This is a genomic window from Lactobacillus sp. ESL1191, assembly GCF_058504435.1.
The window spans coordinates 130,652-152,918 of the sequence record NZ_CP196365.1 but is presented as its reverse complement, the minus strand read 5'-3'; the positions used below and the strand labels follow the sequence as shown (position 1 = coordinate 152,918).

Sequence of the window (22,267 nt, the reverse complement as noted above, 5' to 3'; positions counted from 1 at the left end):
TCACGGGTCAATTACTGTAGATTTCAATAATTCATGACAATTTATGCATTTTCGTTTATAATTCATTGTATTAAGGTTAAATTATCATTTATTTTATTCATACCTTAACGAACTTTAATTATTTATAATTTTATACTGGAGTTATTTAAACTATGAAGATATTTCGTCGTTTTTCATTAAAACTAGTTTGCGCAGTTATGGCAGCCATAGCCATAGGCGGCAGCATTGAACCTCTAACTAATGAATTACTAGTAAACAAACCATCACAAGTAGTCTTGGCAAAAAAGAAGAGCAAAAAAATTCGATGGGCCAAGCCTAAAGCTACAGTTTATCTGGATTTAAACCATAACACTGACCTGATTTCTGCCACTAATGAAGCTATCACTACTTGGAACGATACTGGCGCATTTACCTTTAAAAAGACTAAAAACAAGAAGAAAGCTAATATTATTATTTCACCAACATATAGTCCATATTCTACATACGCTGGCTATACTTGGTTTAATTATTATATTCGAAATCATATTCTATACTTTGCTAAAGTTGAATTAAACACTTACTTTTTACAAAACTTCTCACCATACGATTATAGCTATGACCGCGTTGTTAATACAGTAGAACATGAACTAGGACACGCTATCGGACTAAAACACACCAAGGGGCATTCTGTAATGTACTACAAGGGGTCTACTTATCCGATTCAGCCAATTGATATTAAACACGTCAAAAAACTTTACCATAAAAAATAAGCATTAATTCAGGGAATGACATGATGAAGAGAATTTATTTGGTGCGCCACGGTCAAACCTATATTAACCGCTACAACAAGATGCAAGGCTGGTGTGACACCCCACTCACCGCGGAAGGGATTGCTGGGGCCGACCAAGCCGGTGAAATGCTAAGGGAAGTTCCTTTTGACATCGCCTTGTCCAGTGACCTGAAACGTGCCAGCGACACTTGCGCTTTAATCATTAACCATAATACAAACCACGATGAACTCCAACATATCGCCTCGCCCCTTTTTCGCGAACACTTTTACGGTTACTTCGAGGGCATGGATACTGACATGGCCTGGCGGATGATCGCAGGACCTCATGGCTATCAAAATCATTATGACTTATTTAAAAATGAGCCCCTTGACACAGTGAAAGACTGGATCAAAGCAGCCGACCCCTTCCGTGATGCCGAAAACGCCGAAGAATATTGGACCCGGCTCGACCAAGGCTTCAACTTAATCGATCAACTTGATGGCGCTGAAAACATTCTGCTAGTTACCCACGGCTTTACCATTCGTAGCATAGCGGCACGTTATGGCAACTTTGACATTAGTCAGGGACCAAGGAATTCTTCCGTAACCATTATGACCATGACTGACAAGGAGAAAAAAGTCGTTGCTTATAACAAGTTGAAACTGTGATTCCTTGACTCACTGAGGAGCAAAAATGAACCATCATACTAAAATCGACCTAACCGACAACCTTAATAACTGGAATGATCGAGCAGTAGTCCATGCTAACGGCGGCTATGGTGATCTGGCCGCTTTTGCAAGCGACAAACAGGCAATCACTGCAACAGTTAAGCGGGACTTGGCCGTCATTCGACCCTTTTTACCTGACCAAAAACTAACTGGCCAACATCTCTTGCACCTGCAGTGCCACATTGGTGATGACACCATCAGTTGGGCCCGCCTTGGGGCTAGTGACGTCTACGGATTGGATTTTTCACCGGTTGCCCTAACGGCTGCTCGCAAATTAGCAACAGTAGCCCAAATTCCCATCACTTATGTAGAAGGAGATGCCGGCTCAGCAGCACAGGCTATGCCGGAACAGTTAGCCCAGTTTAATGCAATTGTGACCAGCGCCGGAACAATTACTTGGTTACCTGAATTAAAGTCTTGGGCAGAATCAATTGCGCAGTTACTGGCTCCTGGCGGTGTGTTCATGATTCGCGACAACCACCCGCTGCTATTTGCGCTGGAGAATGCCGGCTTAGAAATAAGACAGGATTATTTCAACGGCACGGAAGACACATATGAGTCAGATTCCTCTTATACTTCAAACTCAGCTGGCAAGATTAACCATCAAGTTAACCACAACTGGGCCCATGACTTTCAAGAAATTATTAATTCATTGATTGGAGCTGGTCTGACCATTAAAAACGTCGGAGAACACCGGATCACTGACTGGCAAGCCTTGCCATCTTTAATTTACAGCAAAGATCATGAGGGCTGGGAATTACCGGCCACTTCGCCGCAAATTCCGCTGACCTTTTCGGTTGTTGCCCAAAAGCTATAACTTCAATGATCAGCAGTTATTATTAGGACAAAAGGGGGCTAGACTCGCAAGAAACGCGGTCTTAGCCCCCTTTTTGATGCTTTATCGCACTGTTATTTAGCCACCAAAGTATACTCGTTGTACCTCTGGATTAGCCAGCAACTCCTTACCCGTTCCGGTTAACTGCACGTTGCCCGTCGCCAAGACGTAACCCCGGTCTGCAATTGCTAGCGCCTGCTTGGCATTCTGCTCAATCAACAGAATAGTTGTGCCTCGTTCATTTAACTCCTTGATGATTGTAAAGATTTCCTTGATAAAAAGCGGTGATAGCCCCATCGAAGGTTCATCGAGTAGAAGCAGCTTAGGTTTAGCCATCAACGCGCGGCCAATAGCCAGCATCTGCTGCTCACCACCTGACAGGGTAGCCGCATCTTGATTTTGTCGTTTTTGTAAAATCGGAAAGCGTTCGAAGATCTCCTTGTAAGTCTTATCCGTCTGATCGTGATCTTTTTGCAAAAAAGCACCTAGTTGCAGGTTTTCCTTAACGGTCATTCCAGCAAAAATATGACGTCCTTCAGCAACTTGAGAAATACCAGTCTGCACAACCTGCGGGGCTTTTCGGTGAACGATATCCTGCCCCTGATAAGTGATCTGACCGTTCTGGGGTTTAAGTAAGCCTGAAATAGTCTTAACAATAGTTGACTTACCCGCACCATTGGCTCCAATTAGCGTAACAATCTCGCCCTCATTGATGTCAAAGCTAACATCCTTAACGGCCTGGATAACCCCATAACTAACCGATAGATTTTGTACCTCGAGCATCGCCATCTAATTTTCCCCCTCGCCTAGGTAGGCCTCAATCACTTTTGGATTTGACTTAACTTCTTCCGGTGGGCCCGCAGTCAGAATCTGACCTTGGTCAAGCACATATATCCGCTCAGCCAGATTCATTACTAAGGACATATCATGCTCAATTAAGAGAACCGTAATCTGGAATTCTTCCTGAACATGCTTAATTAGATTGGTCAGATCAGCTGTTTCCTCTGGATTCATCCCCGCTGCCGGTTCATCTAAAAACAAGATTTGGGGATGGGTGGCCAAGGCTCGCACAATTTCCAAACGCCGCTGTGTACCATAAGGCAGCTTATCTGCCGGCGTGGTCGCATAATTCGTTAAGTCAAACAAATCTAGGAGTTGCTTAGCAGCTACCCTCATTTCCTCTTCGGTTCGATAAAATCCAGGTAGGCGCATAATGGTAGTCACGAAGTTTTCCTTGTACTGGTTGGTCATTGCAGCAAGCACATTATCCATTACCGTCAGGCTTTTGAACAAGCGAATGTTCTGAAAAGTCCGGGATAGGCCTAATTCAGCAATCTGGACTGGGCTCTTACGCGTTAAATCGTAACGCGACTGCTTTGTTGTTAAGTCAATTTTGCCACTAGTTACCGGTATCATGCCGGTTAATAGGTTAAATAAGGTGGTTTTCCCAGCACCATTAGGACCGATTAGGGCAACAAGTTCATGCTGATCTAAGTGCAGCGATACGTCATTAACGGCAGTCAAGCCACCAAACTTACGCACAACATGCTCAACTTGTAATAAGTGTTCCATGAATTTAGCCCCTTTCCTGCCTGCCAAAGTGACCGATGTTTTTTAATGAAAACTCCCAATTTCCTAATAATCCGGATGGCTTGAAAATCATCATGACAATTAAAACAATAGCGTATATCACCATTCTTAGGGCACCAAAGTTTTGCAAGATTGTATCCAAAACTCCTAGAACGATTGCTGCCAGTATTGTTCCCGTCATACTGCCAACGCCCCCTAGAACCACAATCACCAAGATTGAAATAGATTCCATAATACCAAAGTTTGAAGGTGAAATTGTTTGCACATAAGAAGCAGATAAGCTACCAGCAATGGCAGCCGTAGCGCCACCTATGACAAAGGCCGCTAATTTCCATTTAGTCGTGTTAATGCCCATTGCTTCTGCTGCCAACTCGTCTTCTCTGACGGCTTTAATTGCTCGACCATCGAGCGAGCGGATAAAGTTAGTCAGAACAATCGTCGTCAGGCAGACCAAAAGATAAACTGTTGGCCATGAACATAATTGCGGAATATTAAACATTCCAGCAGAACCACCCGTAATTTTTAAATTATTAATTACATTACGAATGATTTCTGCTGCACCTAAGGTAGCGATTGCTAAATAGTCACCTTTTAATCGGGTAAAGGTGGCAGTCCCAATTACTGCCGCAATCACACTTGCTAAAACCATGCCAACCAATACGGAAAGTATGAAGCCTAGTTCGCTGGTTATATGTTGCGTGATAACTGCCGTTGTATATGCACCAATGGCCATAAAACCGGCATGTCCGAGCGAAAATTGACCACTGAAACCAATAATCAGGTTTAAGCCCGTCGCCAAAATAATATTAATACCAATTGTGACTAACATGTTTTCAATAAAATCATCAATCACGCCGAACATTATCAAGGAATTTATCAAGTAAAAACCAGCTATTAGCAAGACTAACCAACACAGTCTGTATTTCCAGTTCTTTTTCATTCTGCCACCTAAACCTTCTCTTTAGTATTCTTGCCAAAAATGCCAGCCGGTAAAAAGAGCAAAATGACGATTAAAGTCAGGTAAACTACTGCATCCTTGTATGCTGACAAACCGATTGATTGGAAAAAGGTTTCCAGCGTTCCAATTAAGAAACCACCTAAGGCTGCGCCCGGAACGGAACCAATTCCACCCAACACTGCAGCTACAAAAGCCTTAATTCCTGGCGTCATACCCATTAACGGATCAATCTGGTTATAATACATCCCAATCAGGACCCCAGCTGCACCAGCCAAAGCCGAACCTAATGCAAAAGTAAAGGAAATCGTATGATTAACGTTTACGCCAACCAGTTCAGCTGCTTCTGGATCAACTGACACAGCCCGCATTGCTCGACCCATTTTAGTTTTTTTAATAATCATTTGTAACAGTACCATCAAGGTTAATGCAGTAGCTAAAATAAGCAGTTGAATATTAGATATCTGCACTCCAGCAAATTCATAGTTAACCTGTTCAATGACTTGAGGAAAACTACGCGCATTAGAACCAACAAAGTAGGACATCCCATTCTCAAGCAAGAATGATACCCCAATTGCAGTAATCAAAACTGCAATTCTAGGAGACTTGCGTAGCGGCCGATAGGCTAAATATTCAATTACAACGCCACTGATGGCACTAATTACCATAGCTGACAATAAGGCTAGTAAAAAGTTAAAGTGCCAGGCGTTAATTGCAAAATAGGCAAAAAATGCGCCAAGCATATAAATATCACCGTGAGCAAAGTTAATTAACTTGATGATTCCATAGACCATGCTATAGCCAAGGGCTAAAAGAGCATAAATCGAACCTAATGAGAGGGCATTAATGATTTGCTGTAAAATTGTTTGCAAATTGATTGCTCCTTTACGTTAAACAATTACGTTTATTCCACACTAAATGCGTTGCTTATTTTTCCATTAGTCATTTTTTCGACTGCAATTGGTTTTTCCGGATCATGCGTTTTATTGATCGTGATCCGGCCAGTAATTCCATCGAAATCCTTGATCTTCGCTAAACCAGCCCTAATCTTCGTGGAATCATCAGATTTTTCACTTTCAATTGCAGCTTTAACCATGTAAACCGCATCATAAGCTAAAGCTGAAAAAGTCGGCGCTTCCTCATTGTAGCGGTCTTTGAAAGCTTTCATAAACTCAGTTGCACGCTTATTTTTAGCTGCAACCTGTCTTGAAAATGGCGTAGTGTAATACACATTAGTGGCATTTTGACTACCAGCAATTTGAGCAAATTTCGGATCGGCTAAGCCATCACCACCAACAATAGGAATTTTGATACCCATTTGACGAGCCTGCTTAACAATTAAACCAACTTCAGTGTAATAGCCTGGAATGTAAATAGCATCAAGCTTTTTGGCCTTAAATGAAGTTAAAACCGCGTTGAAATCCTTGTCTCCCGCTGCGTATGTCTGGCTGTCAACGACCTTTCCTTGATAGACATCTTTAAAGGCCTTAGCTAATCCGGTCCCATAGTCACTTGAATTATCAGCATAAATGGCTACTCGCTTAGCTTTTAACTTATTGGTAACAAACTTGGCCGCGCTCTTGCCCTGGAAGTTGTTTTGGAAGCAAGCTCGGAAAACATACTTATGAACTTGACCATTTTTCTGTAAGGTAAATTTAGGATCAGTTGCAGAAGGACTAACGAAAGGAACAGCTGCCTTAGTAATATTAGGAATTTCAGCCGTACCCATATTAGTAGTCGCAGGTCCCACAACCGCTGCAACCTTGTCTTTGGTTGTAAGTTGCGCTGCAACCGATGAAGAAGTTGCAAGCGAGCTCTTATTATCTCGAATAATCAGTTTAACTTTCTTTTTGTGGCCGTTAACATCAATTCCACCATTCTTATTAATTTCGTCAGCGGCCAGTTGAATCCCCAGCTTCTCAGCATTTCCATAACCCGCTACTGCACCGGACAACTCCATATTGACCCCCAGCTTGATCACCTTACTATCTTGGTGAGTGCCGTTACTACTATTCTTCGCAACGCCACAACCAGTCATCATCATGGCCGCCATTCCTGCAATAGCAGTACTCATTACTCCCTTTATGATTTTATTCATCATCTTTCTCCTATTTCAAACTAACGTGGTTACAAAAAACCTCATTCAACTCGATGAATGAGGTTTAAATTAGCTGTTACTTAAGCCCCAATCATCAAGAATGCAAACAAGGGCTTAACCTGGTCAAATCACTAAAGTGTTTTGCTCGCTAAGTCCTATGCCGCAACAACAAGGTAATTAAATCTTGGGCAGAAATCTTTCTGATATATTTTTTTGTCATATTTACATTTTTCATTAAGAATTCCTCCTCAAAATTTAATCTAATGCTTAGAATTATAAGCAAAACATTTTTATCTGTCAAGCTTATTCTAAAAAAGTTTTTACTGTAGCACAATTTTTTCGTAGAGCTTAACCGTTAATATGTAGTAGAACAAGTATAAGACTGCAAACAGCGTAAATGGTATCCAAATATTGCTGTAAGGATAAGGCAAAAAGTAATAAAATAGCTTAAGACCGAAAAGCACATCAATCACGCCCAAAAGAGCTGGTAGCAAAAACAACGTACCAATCTCCCAGTTGATTGATCGCCGCAGCACCTGAACTCGCGTCCCCATTTTGGACAACATCTGATAACGAATGCGGTCATTTCTTGCCCCACTTAGCACTTTAAACATTAAAGTAGAAGCGAGCATGGTCAAAAAAGCCAGGCCCAAGAAGAAACCCATGAATTCAAAACCACTGCTATAGGCATTCATTTCTGAATAAGCATTCACTTTATTTAGGGACGTATAGTATATGCTGGCTAAAGATGCTTGCTCCTTTAACTGTAACTTTTGAATCTGCATTATCGTTGCATAATCATGTTTAAAGTCCTGCACCGTGAGGAAGGAAATAAATTTACTTTGACCCTTAAGGTGCTGCCACTTTTCCTTTGACAATAGGCGAATCTTCTTGGATACACCGTTAGGAACCATAAAACTAAAGGTATTATTGGCCTCAGTCTCCGGAACAGCCAGCTTAGCCGTTGGTAGCGTCTGAACCCGGTAAGCGGGAAAACTACGATTATCTGCTTGATCAATCATGGTCTTATTTTTGATTGGATGGTTAACAAAGTCGGCCCGGTTAAAGTATAGGTATTTCTTATTTTCCTTATAATAATATGTATCTCTGCTTTTAACGGTCAGCTTGGCCACTTCTTTTTTCACGGCAGGTGCATCACTAACAAGAGTGGTATCGTAATAACTACTCTTTATCACCTCATCTTTCAGAGTACTAAAGTTAAGTCCTACCGTGATAGCACCTAAAGCCAGGGCAAACAGCAAGGAGATCATCGTTAGCACACGGGTATAGTCGTGCAAGCGAAACTTCAGTTGACCCAGCGTAAACATCCTGATGCCCCGATAAGAAAAGCTCCTGCGTTTGAGCAAAGCACTGGTAAGCGCACTGAAAAAAGCATTGAAGATAAAGTAAGAACCAGTCACAATCGTAACCAAGGCCGCCGGAATGAGAATAAAAATTTCATTACGTTTCATTCCCATAAAGTAGTAGCCCGCCCCCAGCAAGACGATACCAAGGATGGCCTCAAGTCCGTGCAATATTGGATGACGGTTGAACTTAACTGGAGCTTGGTCTTCATGTAAGAGGTCAATTACCTGGCTGTGGGTTAACTTGTAGACGTTGTGCAGAGCAACTAGAAAGAAAATTACAACAAAAAAGGCCAGAGTACCCAAAATAGCTGTCGGCAAGACTACCTGAAAGTGGCCAATGGTCAAGCTTAGCTGATCAATCAGCATTTTGGCCACGGCGGCAGTCAGTCCAAAACCCAACACAATTCCAACAAAGACCGCCAAAAGGTCCGTCAACAGTGTCTCACCAAAAATCAAGAGACCGATTCTACTGTTTTTTGCACCTAACATCATGAACATCCCATAGTCATGCTGACGCATACTCAGTAAGAAGGAATTAGCATATAGCAGATAGACAAATGAAATAATCATCAGCAAGACCAGACCAAAAATAAAGATATAGTTTAAAAAACTGGTCTTCGCCCGAATATCCTGAGAAATAAAGGCTGGATTAGTTGCAATTGTCAAGAACATGTAAAAAATCATACTGGCAACAACTAAACCGGAAAACAACACCATGTAATCTTTACGTCTTTTTCTTATTCCGGTTAGAGATAATTTCCAAATCATTGTTTTCTCCTTATTAAGCACTGATAACGGGGATAATTTCACCTGTAGTTCAAAACGATTTTTTTATAGAGTTTCACTGTTATGAGGTAGTAAAAAAGATACAGAATGAAAAAGACGGTAAAGGGAATCCAGATATTGTTGTATGGATCCGGCAAGAAAACCCTAAACAGCTTGAGTCCGAAGAGCACATCAACCACGCCTAAGAGCCCGGGCAAAAGAAACAGCGTCCCCAATTCTTGGGTAATTGACCGGCCAAGTAGCTGATTGCGGGCGCCCAGCTGGTGGAGCATCTGGTAACGACTACGATCAGCTGCTGCCCCACTTAAGACCTTAAACATCAAAGTCGAAGCAAGCATCGTCAAAAAGGCAAACCCGAGGAAAAAGCCCATAAATTCAAAGCCAGCGCTGAAATGAACAATAAAGCTATAGTTACTTGGTTTACTATTGTCATAGAGGTAGGAATAATGGCGATTTTCCTGCAATTGCGCTTTTTGAATTTTTAATAAAGTAGTGTAATCACGGGCAAAGTCTTTCACCTTCAGCAAGGAGATGAATTTATTCTGGCCCTTCAGTTCCCGCCACTTAGCTGCTGGAACTAAGCGGATTTTTTTCTGTAGACCGTTAGGAATCATTGTTGAAAAAACATTATTAGCCCTAGTACCTGCTACAGCTAATTTGGCTACGGGCAAGCTTTCAATGCGATAGCCAGGTTGCCCGTTTTTTAGGTAAAAATGGGCGTTTTTGATCGGCTTGCCGGTAAATTCGGTCTGCTCAAAGTAAAGGAAGCGGCTAGTCTCTTTGTAATGATAAGTTTGCTGACTCTTCAGGGTTAATTTAGCCACTTCTTTTTGCACTAGGGCCGAATTGCTGACCAAAGTTGTGTCATAGTAGGTGCTAACCTTGGCCTGTTCCTTGAGCGTATCAAAGTTCAGACCAACCGTAATAGCACCAAGGGCAAGCGCAAAAAGTAGCGAGATCATCGTCAACATCCGGGTATATTCACGCAGGCGAAACTTTAACTGCCCTAGTGTAAACATCCGCAAGCCGTGATAAGAAAAACTGTTCTTCCGCAGCAAAAAATTGATCAATGCACTGAAAAAGGCCTTAAAAGTTAAGTAAGAACCAACCACAATCGTAATTAGAGCCGTTGGAATAATAAAGAAAATCTGACCACCGGGTAGACTCAGAATGAAGTAGCCGGCTGCTAGTAAAGTAAGGCCAAGAACGGCCTCAACGGCCTGGGCCAGCGGGCACGACTTGATTTTAACCGGTTCTTGGTCTTTACGCAGCAGCTTAATCATCGCGGTATGCATTAACTTGCGCGCGTTTCGCAGCGCTCCCAAGCTAAACATGATAATAAAGAAGATGATTGTCCAGAGCACGGCCTGCGGTAAAATCACCTGAAAATGGCTAATGGGTAACTCCAACTTCTTGATTAGTAACTGCGAAACCAAGCCCGTCAAGCCAAAACCTAAAACAATTCCGATTACCGTTGCAACAAGACCGATAATCAGCGTCTCGCCAAAAATCAAAAAGCCTATTCGGCTGCTTTTAGCGCCTAGCATCATGAACATACCATAATCATGCTGCCGCAGGCTGAGCAAGAATGAATTTGCATAAATCAGATATACCAAGGCAATTATCACCAACAAGACAATGCCAAAAGTAAAGATAAAGTTCAAATAGTTGCTCGGTGCCTCAACATCCTGAGTAATAAAAGCTGGGTTAATGGCGATTGTCAGAAACATATAAAAGGTCATGCTCGCAACAGCTAAGCCCGAAAACAAAACCAAGTAATCTTTAAGGCGGCTTTTAACCCCTGTCATAGCTAGTTTCCAAACCATTGCTAGCTCCTTATTCCGCCGTTCCGAGGTGATCAATCAACAGATGATAAAATTGCTGCCGCGGCAATCCGTCTTTGAGCAATTGCGTACCAATTTTTCCATCCTTAATGAACAAAATGCGACTGGCAAAACTGGCAGCAAAGGGGTCGTGCGTTACCATCAGGGTTGTAATGCCATCATGCTGATTTAAGTCAGCCATCGTATCAAGCAACTCACGCGCACTCCTTGAGTCTAAAGCCCCAGTTGGTTCATCTGCTAGTAAGATGGCTGGTTCATGTACTAGGGCCCTGGCCGCAGCCACCCGTTGCTTTTGGCCACCTGATACCTCAACCGGATACTTAGCCAAAATTGCTTCAATTCCTAATCTAGTAGCAATCTTGTCAACTAGTGGATCAATCCGGTTACTTGCCATGCCCTGCAAGGTCAACGGCAAGGCAATATTTTCGCGATTAGTTAGGCTCTCTAACAAGTTAAAATCTTGAAAGATAAAACCAATCTGCCTACTCCGAAAGTCAGCCAACTGGTTAGCATTTAGTGTACTATTGTCTTCATGATTGATAAAAACATGACCCGTGGTCGGTTTATCCAAAGTTGATAAAATATTTAGTAAGGTCGTTTTACCGGATCCTGAGGCGCCCATAATGGCTACAAATTCACCCGCTACAACTGCAAAGTTAATACCTTTGAGCGCCTGATACTGTTTTTCTCCGCGTTTTCCGTAGGTTTTAGTGGCTTGGTCGACCCGTAAAATTTCTGTCATCTCAGTCATAAGTATTCCTTTCTGCTATTGTTTTGTATTATATATCTAATACACTAATTCAATGACTGGGATTTGTCAATTTATTTATTAAAAAAAGATAAGGCTCTTTTAAAAGAGCCTTATCTTTTGATGATTAGTACAGACCAGCTAGTTAGCTTGATACTTTTACTGTAAAACTTACTGCAAACGCCTTAACATCTTTTTTAACGGAGTGACAATCAACGGGGTTAGTACTGCAGTAAAAACAGCTTCAATCAAGCCGTTCATTCCTAGCGCAATTACAAGTGCCAGGATCAGCGGAGTGCCCTGGTTGAAGTTACCCATATAACCAAGTAGTTGGGTTGACCTGTCCATAAAAAACAGGCTAGTGAGCAGAATAACGAAGATGGTATTAGCTAAAGAAGTAGCGGCACCAGCTAACACATAGCTAACTTCACGGGCCTGGGTTGATTTTTTGGCAAAGATACGTCCAATAAGCCCCGGTAGCAAACCAGCAAAAACACTAGGAACAATCGCAATGAAAACATTCTGAAACAACATTAAACTAACCATATCGCCCGGTTGCGTGTACGCTTGAAACAACCGCATTAAGCCCCAAAACAAGCCAAATAGGGTGCCCGCCTTAGGCCCCATTAATAACGAATAGACGGTAACTGTCAAGGGTACGGTGGTGATAGCCGGCAAAGCTGGCAATATCCTGATGTAGCCAATATTAGGAACAAAAGTCTGTAATAAAAATAATGCAACAAAGAGGGCCGTAATCGCCAGGTTGCGGGTTTGGGTTTTTTGCATGGTTTCCTCCTTAAGATCACTTGATTAATTATAGTGCTAAATGTACGGGCCCGCAATTATCCTGCTAGCCCAAAACTTGTTCAAACTAGCTTGGAGCCGTTAGCAAAAAAATGCTTAAATCGTTTTGCTTCTTCATTAAGCTTCTTTTCATCATCAACCTGAGACAACTTATAACCAACAAAGTAGGCCGAAGCAGGAAAACGAGCAATCAACTTGGCGCAGGTACCGCCCTGCTCTAATGGATAAAAAAACAAGTTATAAGAATCACAGCGACCACTAGACAGGACATTAAGCAGGTATTTGGCACCGCTCTGAATCCAGTCGGCCCAGCAATCAACGCCAGATGTTGCTAGCAAGTTAAAGTTCAACTCCACATAGCCATGCACCGGATGGGTCGCAACGTTTACTTCTACCCTGTGATTATTAAACAGACTAATTCCTTTATAGTTATCCGGCTGCAGATGGCGATAACCATCCTGCTTTTTTAAGCCCACGAGCTGCATGTGGGGATGGGTCAGCGAACCACTAGAATTAGGGCCGAAGTTTTTGTACCACAGCACCGACTTAAATTGTTCACTAGCGACCATCTGCCTGTAACACTTGAGTGCAAAGTGCATTAGTTCACGGTTATGGCTGGCCGTATAAGTGGTAATGTCACCGTTGTGGTCACTTGACTCAATTAACACCGTCTGGACGGTTGCTTGTAAGGTAGGAAACTTATTACGTAGCCAGATCATTTCCCCTTGACGCTCATAAATGTCGGTTAAAGTAGCAACTTGACAAAAAGGGCACCCCAAATCTTCCCTGGTCTTATGATAGGAATTAGGCTTGTCTTTAGCAATATTAACATCGAAAATTAGCGGTTCGTCATCCATTACCCGTCTCCTTAAAAATACTTTTCCTAACCATTGTATTTTACTAGCTTCGTGATAGATGATAAACTTAAACCGCAATTATTTTATAGTTACATTTACGGTAGGTAAGTTATGCAATCTAGAAAAAACTTTAAGAAATATCATAATCGCAGTAATCTATACTTGATTATCATTGCTGTCGTCTTGATTTTGGCAGTCGTCTTTGGCGTCGTTTTATACAACCATCACACTGCTACTCAAAAGCAAGCCAGAGAATTTGCTACTAACCATTTTAATCCTAACGTCAGTATCTATGGGGTAGACGTCGGTAATCTGACGGTCGCTAAAGCAACTAAGAAGATTAATCAGCGGGCCAATAACATTGTGGTTCTGGAAAAGGGTAAGGTCACAATTGAGCGCGACCCTGGTATTAATATTATTGACCACCAGACCGTGGCCAACTATTTTAACCAACAACACACCGCCATGCCCAACAAACAGGACTACACTTACAACTATTCGGAACTAGATACTGCTCGCAACAAGATGCAAAATGTTAGCCGCGCCACCGTTGACTATCACATTGCAGGCAAGACCTACACCTTAAAAGCACGGACCTTAATTGACAAGGCCATCTACAAAAACGGCAAATACACTTTCATTAATTCTGAAAGCCTAACTGCCAAATTAAGTGCTATTGACCAGACCGTCTCGACCTTCCACAAGAGCTATCAGTTTGCCGTCCCGGTCAAAAACAAGTTGAACCAACAGCAAATCACGGTTAAGAATCAGAGTTACGGGTGGGCGGTCAATGTTAAAAAAGCCCAAGGAGCCGTTGAACAAGCCTTTTTGAATGGGACCAAGAGCCTTGACGGGAAGAATTACATTTATGGCCTAGGTTACAGCACCTACGGCCTAGGCTACGGCAAGAGTAACCATGGTATTGGCGATAATTACATTGTAGTTTCCCTAAAAAGGCAAGAACTTTGGATTGTTAGAAATGGTAAACTAGCCGTGCACTTAACTGACGTGGTAACTGGCACTAAGGACGGCAACAAGGATAACCGCACTCCGCAAGGTGTCTGGTACATCCACTATAAGAAAAAACACACTGTCTTACGCGGCCTCAATAACGATGGCTCCAAGTACGCCTCACCGGTTAAGTACTGGATGCCGTTTACGCTAAGTGGCTGCGGATTACATGATGCTGCTTGGCGTGGTGACTGGTCTAAGACCGCCTACTTACGTGGTGGCTCGCACGGTTGTATTAACATCAAGCCAAACGAAATTAAACGGGTTTGGCAAAATGTCAGCAAGCACGAGGCCGTTATTATTTATGACTAACTTAATAATAGAAAAAAGCATTACCTGCTTTGGTAATGCTTTTTCTTTGTCTTTAATTCCATCAGATTGCGGCTTGAACTGCCTTATTAACTGCATCCTGCTCGTTTTCAACCAAGTCTACCTTGGTCGCAATCACCTTGGTATCCATCTTGATTTCACGGCCTAAGCCAGGTTGATCAACCTTCGGCTCAAAGAATTCCTGGAATTCTTTGAGTCGGTTAGCCGTATGGAACGCCCGCGCCGTGATCGTGATGTAGGTAGTAAATTCCATATCACCACCAATTGTCTGCTCCAGCCAGGACCATTCACGCCGTAACCAATCCCAAGCGGCTTGCTCACCTTTAGCATTAGCCAAGACACCGAAGTACCAACTGCGTAAGTCTTGCGGCTTAATGATATCGGCATTTTTAAAGTTGGCAACGACTTGCTTAAGATCATTGGCATCTTTAGCTGACCGGATTGCAGCCAGCAAGTCACCCTTGTAATATGGGTCAACAGTCGTTTGGTATTCCTCTAGCAGATGATCAATCAAGCCTGACTTATGATAGTTCTTGACCTCATTAATCAACACATAGGGCCGAATCGCCGCATCAATGGCTGCCAGATTTTGCTCATTGGCGATAAAAAGTTGGTGGCCTGCTTCAATCGTTGCCTGGTCTTCAGCGTACAGTTCAGCTGACAAGGCCATTGGTCTGATTAATCGGTCATCAGCATTGTCTGCTGCTTTAGGTTGCCACCCAAGGCGAGCCATTTGCTGGTGCGCCAGCTTGTGGGTAAAGGACTGCAAATTCTTCGCTGCCGCTGAATCTGGTTTAGTGAACATCCGTAATTTTTCAGCTGCATTAAACATCGCGTTGATGACAATGTTTGAACGAGAATCGGCAAACTTAGGCAAAAGCGGTACCAGTTCAGCAAAGGAAATCTGCTTGCCTTCAGCCAGCAGCCCCAGGTCTTGAAGTAGCTGCAATTGGTCAACTGGCTGGAGGACGTCAAGGCTAGCCATGATATCTGCCATCAGGGTTTCATCATAATTAACAATGAAGTGTGAACTATTGCCCACGTTAAGGCGCAGCGCATGCCCTGCTGCTGCGCGCAGTTCCTGGTAGTCACCCAAATCAAGATCGGGATCCTCCATAATCTGTGGTGCGGTAAAGTTAGCGTTCAGAGGAATTGCCCACTTGCGCCCTATATCCTGGCCAGCGCCAGTAAAGAATTGTTGCTGGTGCAGAACCAGGTGTCCCTGGTCATTAACCTTGACCCTAACTACTGGGTAGCCCGGCTGATCCAGCCAAGTGTGCATGATTTTACCAATGTCGAGGTCAGTCGCGGTAGATAAGGCATTCCACAAGTCGTCACCCGTTGCATTACCGTAGCTGTGCTGGTTGAAATAGTATTTGAGCCCCTGACGCAAGGCGTCATCACCCATCAGGGCCCGCACCATGACCAGCATCCGCGACCCCTTAGCGTAAACAATGGCACTATCAAAAAGTGAATCGATATCAGCTGGATGTTCAACTTCCACGTGAACGGATTGGACACCATCTGTTGCATCTCGCCGCAAGGCTGCCGGAACTTCAGATATCTGGTAGGTATTATCCCAAACATGCCATTCTGGCTCTAATGCATCGACTGAAACATACTCCATCATGTTGGCAAAGCTTTCATTGAGCCACAGGTCGTCCCACCATTTCATCGTAACCAGGTCGCCGAACCACTGGTGGGCCAGCTCATGGGCGATGACTGTTGCTACATAGATTTTTTGCTCAACCGTCGCGTTATCTGGATCGAGTAAGATAGCAGCCTCACGGTAAGTAATTAAGCCCCAGTTTTCCATTGCACCAGCAGAAAAGTCTGGCAGAGCTAGTTGCCAGGAATGAGGCAGAGGGTATTTTGTTTCATAGAAATCCTCATAAAATTCGATTGCGCGCTTGGCAATGTCCAGAGCAAAGTCTAATTCCTTGGCCTGGTGGGCCTTAGTGGCAAAAACTCCAACCTTTACCCCATCCTTAGTTTCAGTTAGCTTGGACTGTAAGTCACCAAAGGCAAAGGCAATTAAGTAGCTAGACATTCTGACTGTTTCAGCAAAATAGTGAACACCGTTTTCGACCTTAACTTCAGGCATGTTGGCAATCGTAGTCTCGCCGGCTTGCTCATCATATTTCAGGGCAAGTGAAAAAGTCGCCTTTGCTTCTGGCTCATCGACACAAGGAAAGGCCTGGCGGGCTGCAGTAGTTTCAAACTGCGTACCGATAATCTGCTTTTTTACTCCATCAAGGGTGTAATATGACGGGTAAATGCCCATCATCGTATCAGTCAAGGGAGCCGTATAAGCGATTTCAACTGTTACTTGACCCGTCTTACCAAGACTGATCTTAATGGCTTCACGCTCGTCATCAACAGTGAAGGGCAGACTTTGGCCACCGCACTTCACCGCCGTAATGGTCATGTACTTTTGGTTAACCAAAATGGTGTCTTCCATTGCCTCACCAGTAATGGTTGTAGTACCAGTAATGGTCTTTTGCTTACGATTAACGTCAATGAACAGGTCATAGTGTTCAGGGTGAAAAGTTTCATAAAAATGTTTTTCTGACATATTCTGCCTCCTAAATAGTTATTGTCTTAATTCTACCAAAGTTACCCCAAGATAACATTAAAAGCCGATTGTAAGCGATGCGTGTTCTTTCTGTAACAGCAATGAAACATTGGCTGTGTATCATGGACGATAATAAGATTTGAATTAATTATGAGGAATGAACAAATTGAAGAAAAGTAAAAGTTTGATTTTAAAGTTAATCGCAGCGCTGGCGCTTACGTTTAGCTTGGTTGCAGTTATCGAAACTAGTAATAGTGATGCAAGCGTTCAAACCGTTCAAGCCGCAAGAAAGTTATCAAAGAAAGAACAAGCTGCCAAAAGATGGATCGCTCAACACGAATCAGGCGGCAAATATAATGCTAAAAACGGTGTTTGTTACGGCAAATACCAATTAAATGTTGCTTACCTCCGTGGTGATTTATCTCCGAAAAATCAAGAACAAACGGCTGACAACTACGTATACAGCCGTTATGGTTCATGGGTTAATGCTAAGAAGTTTTGGCTGGCCAACCGCTGGTACTAAAAACTCCAATAATTTTGTGCTCATAAAACACAGCTTAGTTACTTACTAAGCTGTGTTTTTATCTGTTTCTTGGCTGAACCACCTGCTGAATTTGCTTAAAGCGCTCAGCCCAATCGTGGACTTGCTTATTTTGACAACTTTGATTAATTAAAAAGTCAAAAATTTTTTTCTTTTCTGGCCGCTCCAAAAAAAGATAATTTTGTGGCATCGTAATCGCGGGCTCAAGACTACGTAACTGGGCCAGTGAAACTTTGGCGATTTCACAAGTTTCGACAATCGGAATAATGCAACCCTCATCTTTTTCTTTGAAGTAATCATAGATTTCCGTATATTCATCGCCCTGGATGACTTGCCCAATCTTGGCCAGAGTAGCAGCATCACTGCTAATCGCGGGACTACATTTCAGGAAAAGCTGAATTCCGCCCCTGCTCCCGGTAGTATAGACAAAGGCCTGGAAACTGTCTTTAAAAAAACGCTTGCGGTATTCAATAATCTTCTGCCCTTGCATGATTTGCTGAACATATTCGCCATGCATCGAGATTAACAAGGTGGGCAAAAATGGGTCGTACATAGTGCTTTTAAGTTTATTCATCATCGTTACCTCATGATATCTGATTTTTACTGCTGAATACCCGACAGATACTTCTTAATTAAGTCGGCTTTGGGCCCTTGCTTTTGATAGATAAACTGGATTGAGTAACTGGTATCCACACCGTCCAACGGAAGATAAGCGACCCGCTGGTTTAAGGGCAAATCAATTAGCCCACCCGCATAGTGGGCAATTGCTTGGTTGGCAGCTACAAGAAGCTGCATATGCTCAATACTGGGCACGCGCCTAATATCCAGTTGCTTAAGTTCAAGATGGAGATGGCTGACAAAACCATTCTTAATATAATTCGAATCTTCAGGTGCATAATAAAGTAGCGGGTACTGGCTTAAAATTTCGACATCTAAAAATGGCATCTGGCTCAAGGGATTTTGCCGACTAATCCCAATCATAATTTGATTGTTGAAAATCGTCGTCGTTTGCAGCGGGTGTTTTAAGTAAGAATTCTGGCTATGGTAATCCATCACGTAAGCTCCATCCAAAACACCCAGCACCACATCTGAAATCAGATTTTCGACACTTTCCTCACTAACATTGATTTTTACCTTTCCTTTTAGTTGCGTTGCGTTGAGATGCTGAGCTAACAAGAGCCCATCAAAAGGAGAAAAATAGCCGATATTTAGCTCCTGATACTCCGCCTGCTGGTTTGTTTTTAAAATTTCAATCGTTGAGCCTAAGTTTTGCATCATGTCACGCACATGGGCATAAAATTGTTGTCCCGCCTGTGTCACCACGATTTTGTTTTTTCCGCGCAAAAACAACTTAAAACCTAATTCAGCTTCCAGTTGAGCCATGCTAATTGAGATGGCTCGTTGCGTTAAAAATTTCAACTTCGCTGCCTTTTGAAAACTGCCAGCATCAACTACCGCAATAAAGTTTTGTAATTGGTTTGAATCCATCATACCACCCGAAATCTTTTTTCCTCTATCCAAAAGAATAATGCCTATTATGAAGTTTGTAAACGCTATATTATAAGCTTGTGATAAATTTAATTAATTTAGCTATGGAGGAATTGAAAGATGGCTAAGCAAAATTATGATGCAGTAATTATTGGATTAGGCGGCGCCGGACTAGCTGCCGGTGTAGAGTTAGTTGAGCAAGGAAAGTCCGTCTTAGCGTTAGAAAAAGGACAAGACTGGGGTGGCGCTTCTAAGTGGGCAGCTGAAGGTATTTTTGCTATTGAGTCGCAACAACAGATTAATGCTGGCGATTATACCACGCGTGATGACATGTTCCATCACCTCATGAGCTGGGCTCATTGGCGTAATAATGGCCGACTAGTCCGTAAGTTTATTGACAAGTCAGCGGACACGATCGACTGGCTCCAAGATCATGGTTTGAAGACTTTATTAGTCGGAGATGTGCAGGACTACCATTGGGGCAAGCCTGGAACTTACCATATGTTTATTGATAAGCTTAACGCTTTTGACAACTTGGTCAGCTATTTTCAAGCGCATGGCGGTGACGTCTTAACTAAGGCAAGTGGTCAAGAATTAGTTATGACTGCGGGAAAACTAACTGGGGTTAAATATGAGTATCATGGTCAAAGCCTGCTAGCTAATACACCGGTAGTAATCGTCGCTGATGGCGGCTTCATTGGTAACACAGAAATGGTCAAAAAATACGTCGACCAGGATATTAGTGACTGGTATGTTGCCGGAGAAACTAAGGCTACCGGTGATGGTATTCAAATGGTTCATGCGGTTGGGGGCCAGATGCGCGGCTTTTATAACTTCCAAAACCACAATGCCTGTGTTTACCCTACTTTTGAGGCTACCGGCGGCGAAGAGGGAAATTATTCGATTAATCAACTATATTCTTTGCCATTGCTCTGGGTTAACCGCCGCGGTGAGCGATTTACCGACGAACGGGTCGTCTACGACAGTGTGCTGTGGGGAAATGTGACGGCCAAACAAAACGGTAAGTATTTTGAAATTTTGGACCAGGCAACTCTTGATAAATTTAACCAAGAAAAAGTTCCGATGTTGAATTCATACACGCGCTATGGCGCTGCCAAGAACTTCATCGATAGCTTAAAACCTGAAGACGTTAACGAACCGACCCAGTTAATGCGGCAATGGAGTTGTGATGCCACTACTGGTCCGCTATCAACTCTAGACCGCGACTGGCAGCAGGCAATGACCGATGGCTATGTACTGAAAGCCAATGACTTAACGGAATTAGCCCAACAAATGGGCGTACCCGTAAGTAACTTGGAAAGTACGGTAGCACGTTACAACGAAGCAATCGCCAATCAGTATGACCCAGAATTCAACAAGGACAAGGCCCTCTTGCAATTTGGAGTTAACCACGGACCATTTTATGCCATTAAAGTCCGCTCAGCTGTTCTAGGAACAATTGGTGGCATCGAAATTGATGAAAATTGTCGGGCGATTGGAGAAAATGAGCAAGTTATTCCGGGTGTCTACGTTGTTGGCGCCAATGCTACTGGGATGTATGATAATTCATACTCGGACGTTGAGGGCGTAACCTGTGCTTTTGCCTGGAATTCAGGGCGGATGGCAGCAGAACATGCTGTTCAATACCTCAATAATTAGGAGCCAACTGATGTTTTATAAAAGTCACTTTGGGACCGTTCTAACCTCTGTCTTAGCCCTCTTCATGGGACTCGTGATGGCCATGTTTATCATTGTTTTAAATGCCCTCCCCTTTAACTGGGTCAACTTATTTGAACTTACAGCTGAAATAAACTTAATTGTTTTTGTGGTCAGTTTATTCGTGCCCTATAACGCTTGGGGCGATTGGTTTGCTAACTTGTTCCCCGTCCAAACGGACAGCTCACTTTTTAAGTTGCTTCAAGCACTTATCCCTTCTATCGTTTTAAACAGCTGTAATACCTTAATTTGTACCGGCACCAGCATTTTTTACCATGATGCTATTCCGAAAACCGCTAGAATGACGGTCTATCTGCAAAGTTGCGCCAAGGCCTGGTTGCCCTGTTTCATCGCTTCTTATTTTGCTTCATTTATTGGTGTTTGGCTGGGTAATACGATTGCCAAAAAATTCGTACCGACACCAGCACTTGAGCGTTAACTGAATACGATCATGCAAAATCTGGAAAAAATGCTCCTTAACTTAAACTAAAAAATTCCATAATTTAAAAAGACTGACAAATCACCGTTTATTGCCGTGATTTATCAGTCTTTTTGATTAGCTTTGATTTTTATCCCAGACTCTACTTTGTCCACCAAAAAACTGTGCTTTATCCTAAAGCACAGTTTCTTAACTTAATACTAGTGGTGAGACAAGTGGGCCTTCACGCGTCCACATCGCAGCCAAGTAGCAAAAAAGGCTAAGCCAAATACGGTAAATGCAACTACCGCACCCATAATCATCATGCTGTTGCCGTTCAATGTAAACGTCTGGCTTTCATTAAGCAGACGATGGGGCTCATTAACTTGATTGCATAATCCAAAGAATAACATGATTAGACTACTCAAAGTTAATAAACCGTTTACCGCTGTTAAAATTTTTATCTTGGTCAACTTCAAAACCATGTCCCTTCTTTCGATGTAAATATGCGTATTATATACCTTTATAAAAAAATTGCAAGACATGAGCTGAAAAAAGTTGCTTTTTTGGCAATTAATCTCCATGAAAAAAACAGGTCTTTTAAAATATTGGATAATCAGGTAACATAGATAAAAATTAACTACTTTGAACAGAAGAGTAGCTTTATTTTATTCTAGAACAGAGAACCTTTGGTTGATGGAAAAAGGCAGAAGAATAAAGTGAATCACATCTGGAAGTATCTCCTTTGAAAGTTAGTAAGAGGGGACGGGCTGGCCCGTTAGCGCTGTAGAAGTTGCTAGACTTCTTGAGGTTATTGTCGCGAGGCA

20 protein-coding genes and 1 other annotated feature (1 of these 21 only partly in view) are annotated in these 22,267 nt (G+C 42.7%); of the genes, 7 read left to right on the top strand and 13 right to left on the bottom strand.

The genetic code is table 11. The features are described 5' to 3' along the window. Positions 1-152 precede the first annotated feature (152 nt). The 3 genes from ACSYSN_RS00830 to ACSYSN_RS00820 are packed head-to-tail and all read left to right on the top strand — an operon-like array spanning position 153 to position 2,294. On the top strand, positions 153-749 hold the full coding sequence (locus ACSYSN_RS00830; protein ID WP_491712393.1) for a matrixin family metalloprotease: 597 nt from the start codon (positions 153-155) through the stop codon (positions 747-749). Positions 750-772: 23 nt separating this feature from the next. Continuing rightward, positions 773-1,417: a histidine phosphatase family protein gene (locus ACSYSN_RS00825; protein ID WP_491712873.1), complete on the top strand. Its 645-nt coding sequence runs from the start codon at positions 773-775 to the stop codon at positions 1,415-1,417. Between the two features lie 25 nt (positions 1,418-1,442). Continuing rightward, on the top strand, positions 1,443-2,294 hold the full coding sequence (locus ACSYSN_RS00820) for a class I SAM-dependent methyltransferase (RefSeq protein WP_491712392.1): 852 nt from the start codon (positions 1,443-1,445) through the stop codon (positions 2,292-2,294). 96 nt (positions 2,295-2,390) lie between these two features. Here the strand turns inward: ACSYSN_RS00820 and ACSYSN_RS00815 are convergent, their stop codons facing one another. The 10 genes from ACSYSN_RS00815 to ACSYSN_RS00770 all read right to left on the bottom strand — a co-directional run bounded on the left by ACSYSN_RS00815 (position 2,391) and on the right by ACSYSN_RS00770 (position 13,361). Further along, positions 2,391-3,101: an ABC transporter ATP-binding protein gene (locus tag ACSYSN_RS00815; RefSeq protein ID WP_491712391.1), complete on the bottom strand. Its 711-nt coding sequence runs from the start codon at positions 3,099-3,101 to the stop codon at positions 2,391-2,393. Further along, positions 3,102-3,884 carry an ABC transporter ATP-binding protein gene (locus tag ACSYSN_RS00810; RefSeq protein WP_491712390.1) on the bottom strand — a complete coding sequence of 261 codons (783 nt, stop codon included), beginning with the start codon at positions 3,882-3,884 and terminating at the stop codon, positions 3,102-3,104. Between the two features lie 4 nt (positions 3,885-3,888). Next, positions 3,889-4,842, bottom strand: a complete 954-nt coding sequence (locus tag ACSYSN_RS00805) for a branched-chain amino acid ABC transporter permease (protein WP_491712389.1) — start codon at positions 4,840-4,842, stop codon at positions 3,889-3,891. Between the two features lie 8 nt (positions 4,843-4,850). Beyond that, on the bottom strand, positions 4,851-5,729 hold the full coding sequence (locus ACSYSN_RS00800; RefSeq protein WP_317637629.1) for a branched-chain amino acid ABC transporter permease: 879 nt from the start codon (positions 5,727-5,729) through the stop codon (positions 4,851-4,853). A 32-nt stretch (positions 5,730-5,761) separates the two neighbouring features. After that, the gene (locus ACSYSN_RS00795) at positions 5,762-6,958 is read right to left on the bottom strand and encodes an ABC transporter substrate-binding protein (RefSeq protein WP_491712388.1); all 1,197 of its coding nucleotides are present in this window, start codon (positions 6,956-6,958) and stop codon (positions 5,762-5,764) included. Positions 6,959-7,275: 317 nt separating this feature from the next. Continuing rightward, on the bottom strand, positions 7,276-9,090 hold the full coding sequence (locus tag ACSYSN_RS00790; RefSeq protein WP_491712387.1) for an FtsX-like permease family protein: 1,815 nt from the start codon (positions 9,088-9,090) through the stop codon (positions 7,276-7,278). 38 nt (positions 9,091-9,128) lie between these two features. Next, positions 9,129-10,934 carry an ABC transporter permease gene (locus ACSYSN_RS00785; RefSeq protein ID WP_491712386.1) on the bottom strand — a complete coding sequence of 602 codons (1,806 nt, stop codon included), beginning with the start codon at positions 10,932-10,934 and terminating at the stop codon, positions 9,129-9,131. A 10-nt stretch (positions 10,935-10,944) separates the two neighbouring features. Continuing rightward, on the bottom strand, positions 10,945-11,694 hold the full coding sequence (locus ACSYSN_RS00780) for an ABC transporter ATP-binding protein (RefSeq protein ID WP_491712872.1): 750 nt from the start codon (positions 11,692-11,694) through the stop codon (positions 10,945-10,947). Positions 11,695-11,871: 177 nt separating this feature from the next. Then, on the bottom strand, positions 11,872-12,486 hold the full coding sequence (locus ACSYSN_RS00775) for an ECF transporter S component (protein WP_491712385.1): 615 nt from the start codon (positions 12,484-12,486) through the stop codon (positions 11,872-11,874). Positions 12,487-12,566: 80 nt separating this feature from the next. Next, on the bottom strand, positions 12,567-13,361 hold the full coding sequence (locus tag ACSYSN_RS00770; protein WP_491712384.1) for a DUF4931 domain-containing protein: 795 nt from the start codon (positions 13,359-13,361) through the stop codon (positions 12,567-12,569). A gap of 111 nt (positions 13,362-13,472) precedes the next feature. Between ACSYSN_RS00770 and ACSYSN_RS00765 the strand changes: the two genes are divergently transcribed. Continuing rightward, positions 13,473-14,684, top strand: a complete 1,212-nt coding sequence (locus tag ACSYSN_RS00765; RefSeq protein WP_491712383.1) for a L,D-transpeptidase family protein — start codon at positions 13,473-13,475, stop codon at positions 14,682-14,684. Positions 14,685-14,745: 61 nt separating this feature from the next. Here ACSYSN_RS00765 and ACSYSN_RS00760 read toward each other — a convergent pair whose 3' ends face one another. Continuing rightward, positions 14,746-17,277, bottom strand: a complete 2,532-nt coding sequence (locus ACSYSN_RS00760; protein ID WP_491712382.1) for a M1 family metallopeptidase — start codon at positions 17,275-17,277, stop codon at positions 14,746-14,748. Positions 17,278-17,434: 157 nt separating this feature from the next. Between ACSYSN_RS00760 and ACSYSN_RS00755 the strand changes: the two genes are divergently transcribed. Continuing rightward, the gene (locus ACSYSN_RS00755; RefSeq protein ID WP_491712381.1) at positions 17,435-17,800 is read left to right on the top strand and encodes an aggregation-promoting factor C-terminal-like domain-containing protein; all 366 of its coding nucleotides are present in this window, start codon (positions 17,435-17,437) and stop codon (positions 17,798-17,800) included. 58 nt (positions 17,801-17,858) lie between these two features. Here the strand turns inward: ACSYSN_RS00755 and ACSYSN_RS00750 are convergent, their stop codons facing one another. Continuing rightward, a complete protein-coding gene (locus ACSYSN_RS00750) occupies positions 17,859-18,395 on the bottom strand; it encodes a hypothetical protein (protein WP_491712380.1) in 537 nt (178 codons plus the stop codon). A gap of 23 nt (positions 18,396-18,418) precedes the next feature. Beyond that, positions 18,419-19,309 carry a LysR family transcriptional regulator gene (locus ACSYSN_RS00745; protein WP_491712379.1) on the bottom strand — a complete coding sequence of 297 codons (891 nt, stop codon included), beginning with the start codon at positions 19,307-19,309 and terminating at the stop codon, positions 18,419-18,421. A gap of 117 nt (positions 19,310-19,426) precedes the next feature. Here ACSYSN_RS00745 and ACSYSN_RS00740 point away from each other — a divergent pair, with 117 nt between their 5' ends. Together ACSYSN_RS00740 and ACSYSN_RS00735 are read left to right on the top strand one after the other, a co-directional pair. Then, complete coding sequence (locus tag ACSYSN_RS00740) at positions 19,427-20,965, top strand: FAD-dependent oxidoreductase (protein ID WP_491712378.1); 1,539 nt, start codon at positions 19,427-19,429, stop codon at positions 20,963-20,965. 10 nt (positions 20,966-20,975) lie between these two features. After that, a complete protein-coding gene (locus tag ACSYSN_RS00735; protein WP_491712377.1) occupies positions 20,976-21,461 on the top strand; it encodes a hypothetical protein in 486 nt (161 codons plus the stop codon). Between the two features lie 615 nt (positions 21,462-22,076). Continuing rightward, positions 22,077-22,267 (top strand) — a binding site (T-box leader); it runs 40 nt beyond the window's last position.

Coding starts and splice junctions, on each gene's coding strand:
- ACSYSN_RS00755 (WP_491712381.1), top strand. CDS start 17,435: ATGAACAAATTGAAGAAAAGTAAAAGTTTGATTTTAAAGTTAATCGCA.
- ACSYSN_RS00740 (WP_491712378.1), top strand. CDS start 19,427: ATGGCTAAGCAAAATTATGATGCAGTAATTATTGGATTAGGCGGCGCC.
- ACSYSN_RS00795 (WP_491712388.1), bottom strand. CDS start 6,958: ATGATGAATAAAATCATAAAGGGAGTAATGAGTACTGCTATTGCAGGA.
- ACSYSN_RS00790 (WP_491712387.1), bottom strand. CDS start 9,090: ATGATTTGGAAATTATCTCTAACCGGAATAAGAAAAAGACGTAAAGAT.
- ACSYSN_RS00785 (WP_491712386.1), bottom strand. CDS start 10,934: ATGGTTTGGAAACTAGCTATGACAGGGGTTAAAAGCCGCCTTAAAGAT.
- ACSYSN_RS00810 (WP_491712390.1), bottom strand. CDS start 3,884: ATGGAACACTTATTACAAGTTGAGCATGTTGTGCGTAAGTTTGGTGGC.
- ACSYSN_RS00770 (WP_491712384.1), bottom strand. CDS start 13,361: ATGGATGACGAACCGCTAATTTTCGATGTTAATATTGCTAAAGACAAG.
- ACSYSN_RS00805 (WP_491712389.1), bottom strand. CDS start 4,842: ATGAAAAAGAACTGGAAATACAGACTGTGTTGGTTAGTCTTGCTAATA.
- ACSYSN_RS00750 (WP_491712380.1), bottom strand. CDS start 18,395: ATGATGAATAAACTTAAAAGCACTATGTACGACCCATTTTTGCCCACC.
- ACSYSN_RS00760 (WP_491712382.1), bottom strand. CDS start 17,277: ATGTCAGAAAAACATTTTTATGAAACTTTTCACCCTGAACACTATGAC.
- ACSYSN_RS00745 (WP_491712379.1), bottom strand. CDS start 19,309: ATGATGGATTCAAACCAATTACAAAACTTTATTGCGGTAGTTGATGCT.
- ACSYSN_RS00780 (WP_491712872.1), bottom strand. CDS start 11,694: ATGACAGAAATTTTACGGGTCGACCAAGCCACTAAAACCTACGGAAAA.
- ACSYSN_RS00765 (WP_491712383.1), top strand. CDS start 13,473: ATGCAATCTAGAAAAAACTTTAAGAAATATCATAATCGCAGTAATCTA.
- ACSYSN_RS00735 (WP_491712377.1), top strand. CDS start 20,976: ATGTTTTATAAAAGTCACTTTGGGACCGTTCTAACCTCTGTCTTAGCC.
- ACSYSN_RS00820 (WP_491712392.1), top strand. CDS start 1,443: ATGAACCATCATACTAAAATCGACCTAACCGACAACCTTAATAACTGG.
- ACSYSN_RS00830 (WP_491712393.1), top strand. CDS start 153: ATGAAGATATTTCGTCGTTTTTCATTAAAACTAGTTTGCGCAGTTATG.
- ACSYSN_RS00825 (WP_491712873.1), top strand. CDS start 773: ATGAAGAGAATTTATTTGGTGCGCCACGGTCAAACCTATATTAACCGC.
- ACSYSN_RS00775 (WP_491712385.1), bottom strand. CDS start 12,486: ATGCAAAAAACCCAAACCCGCAACCTGGCGATTACGGCCCTCTTTGTT.
- ACSYSN_RS00815 (WP_491712391.1), bottom strand. CDS start 3,101: ATGGCGATGCTCGAGGTACAAAATCTATCGGTTAGTTATGGGGTTATC.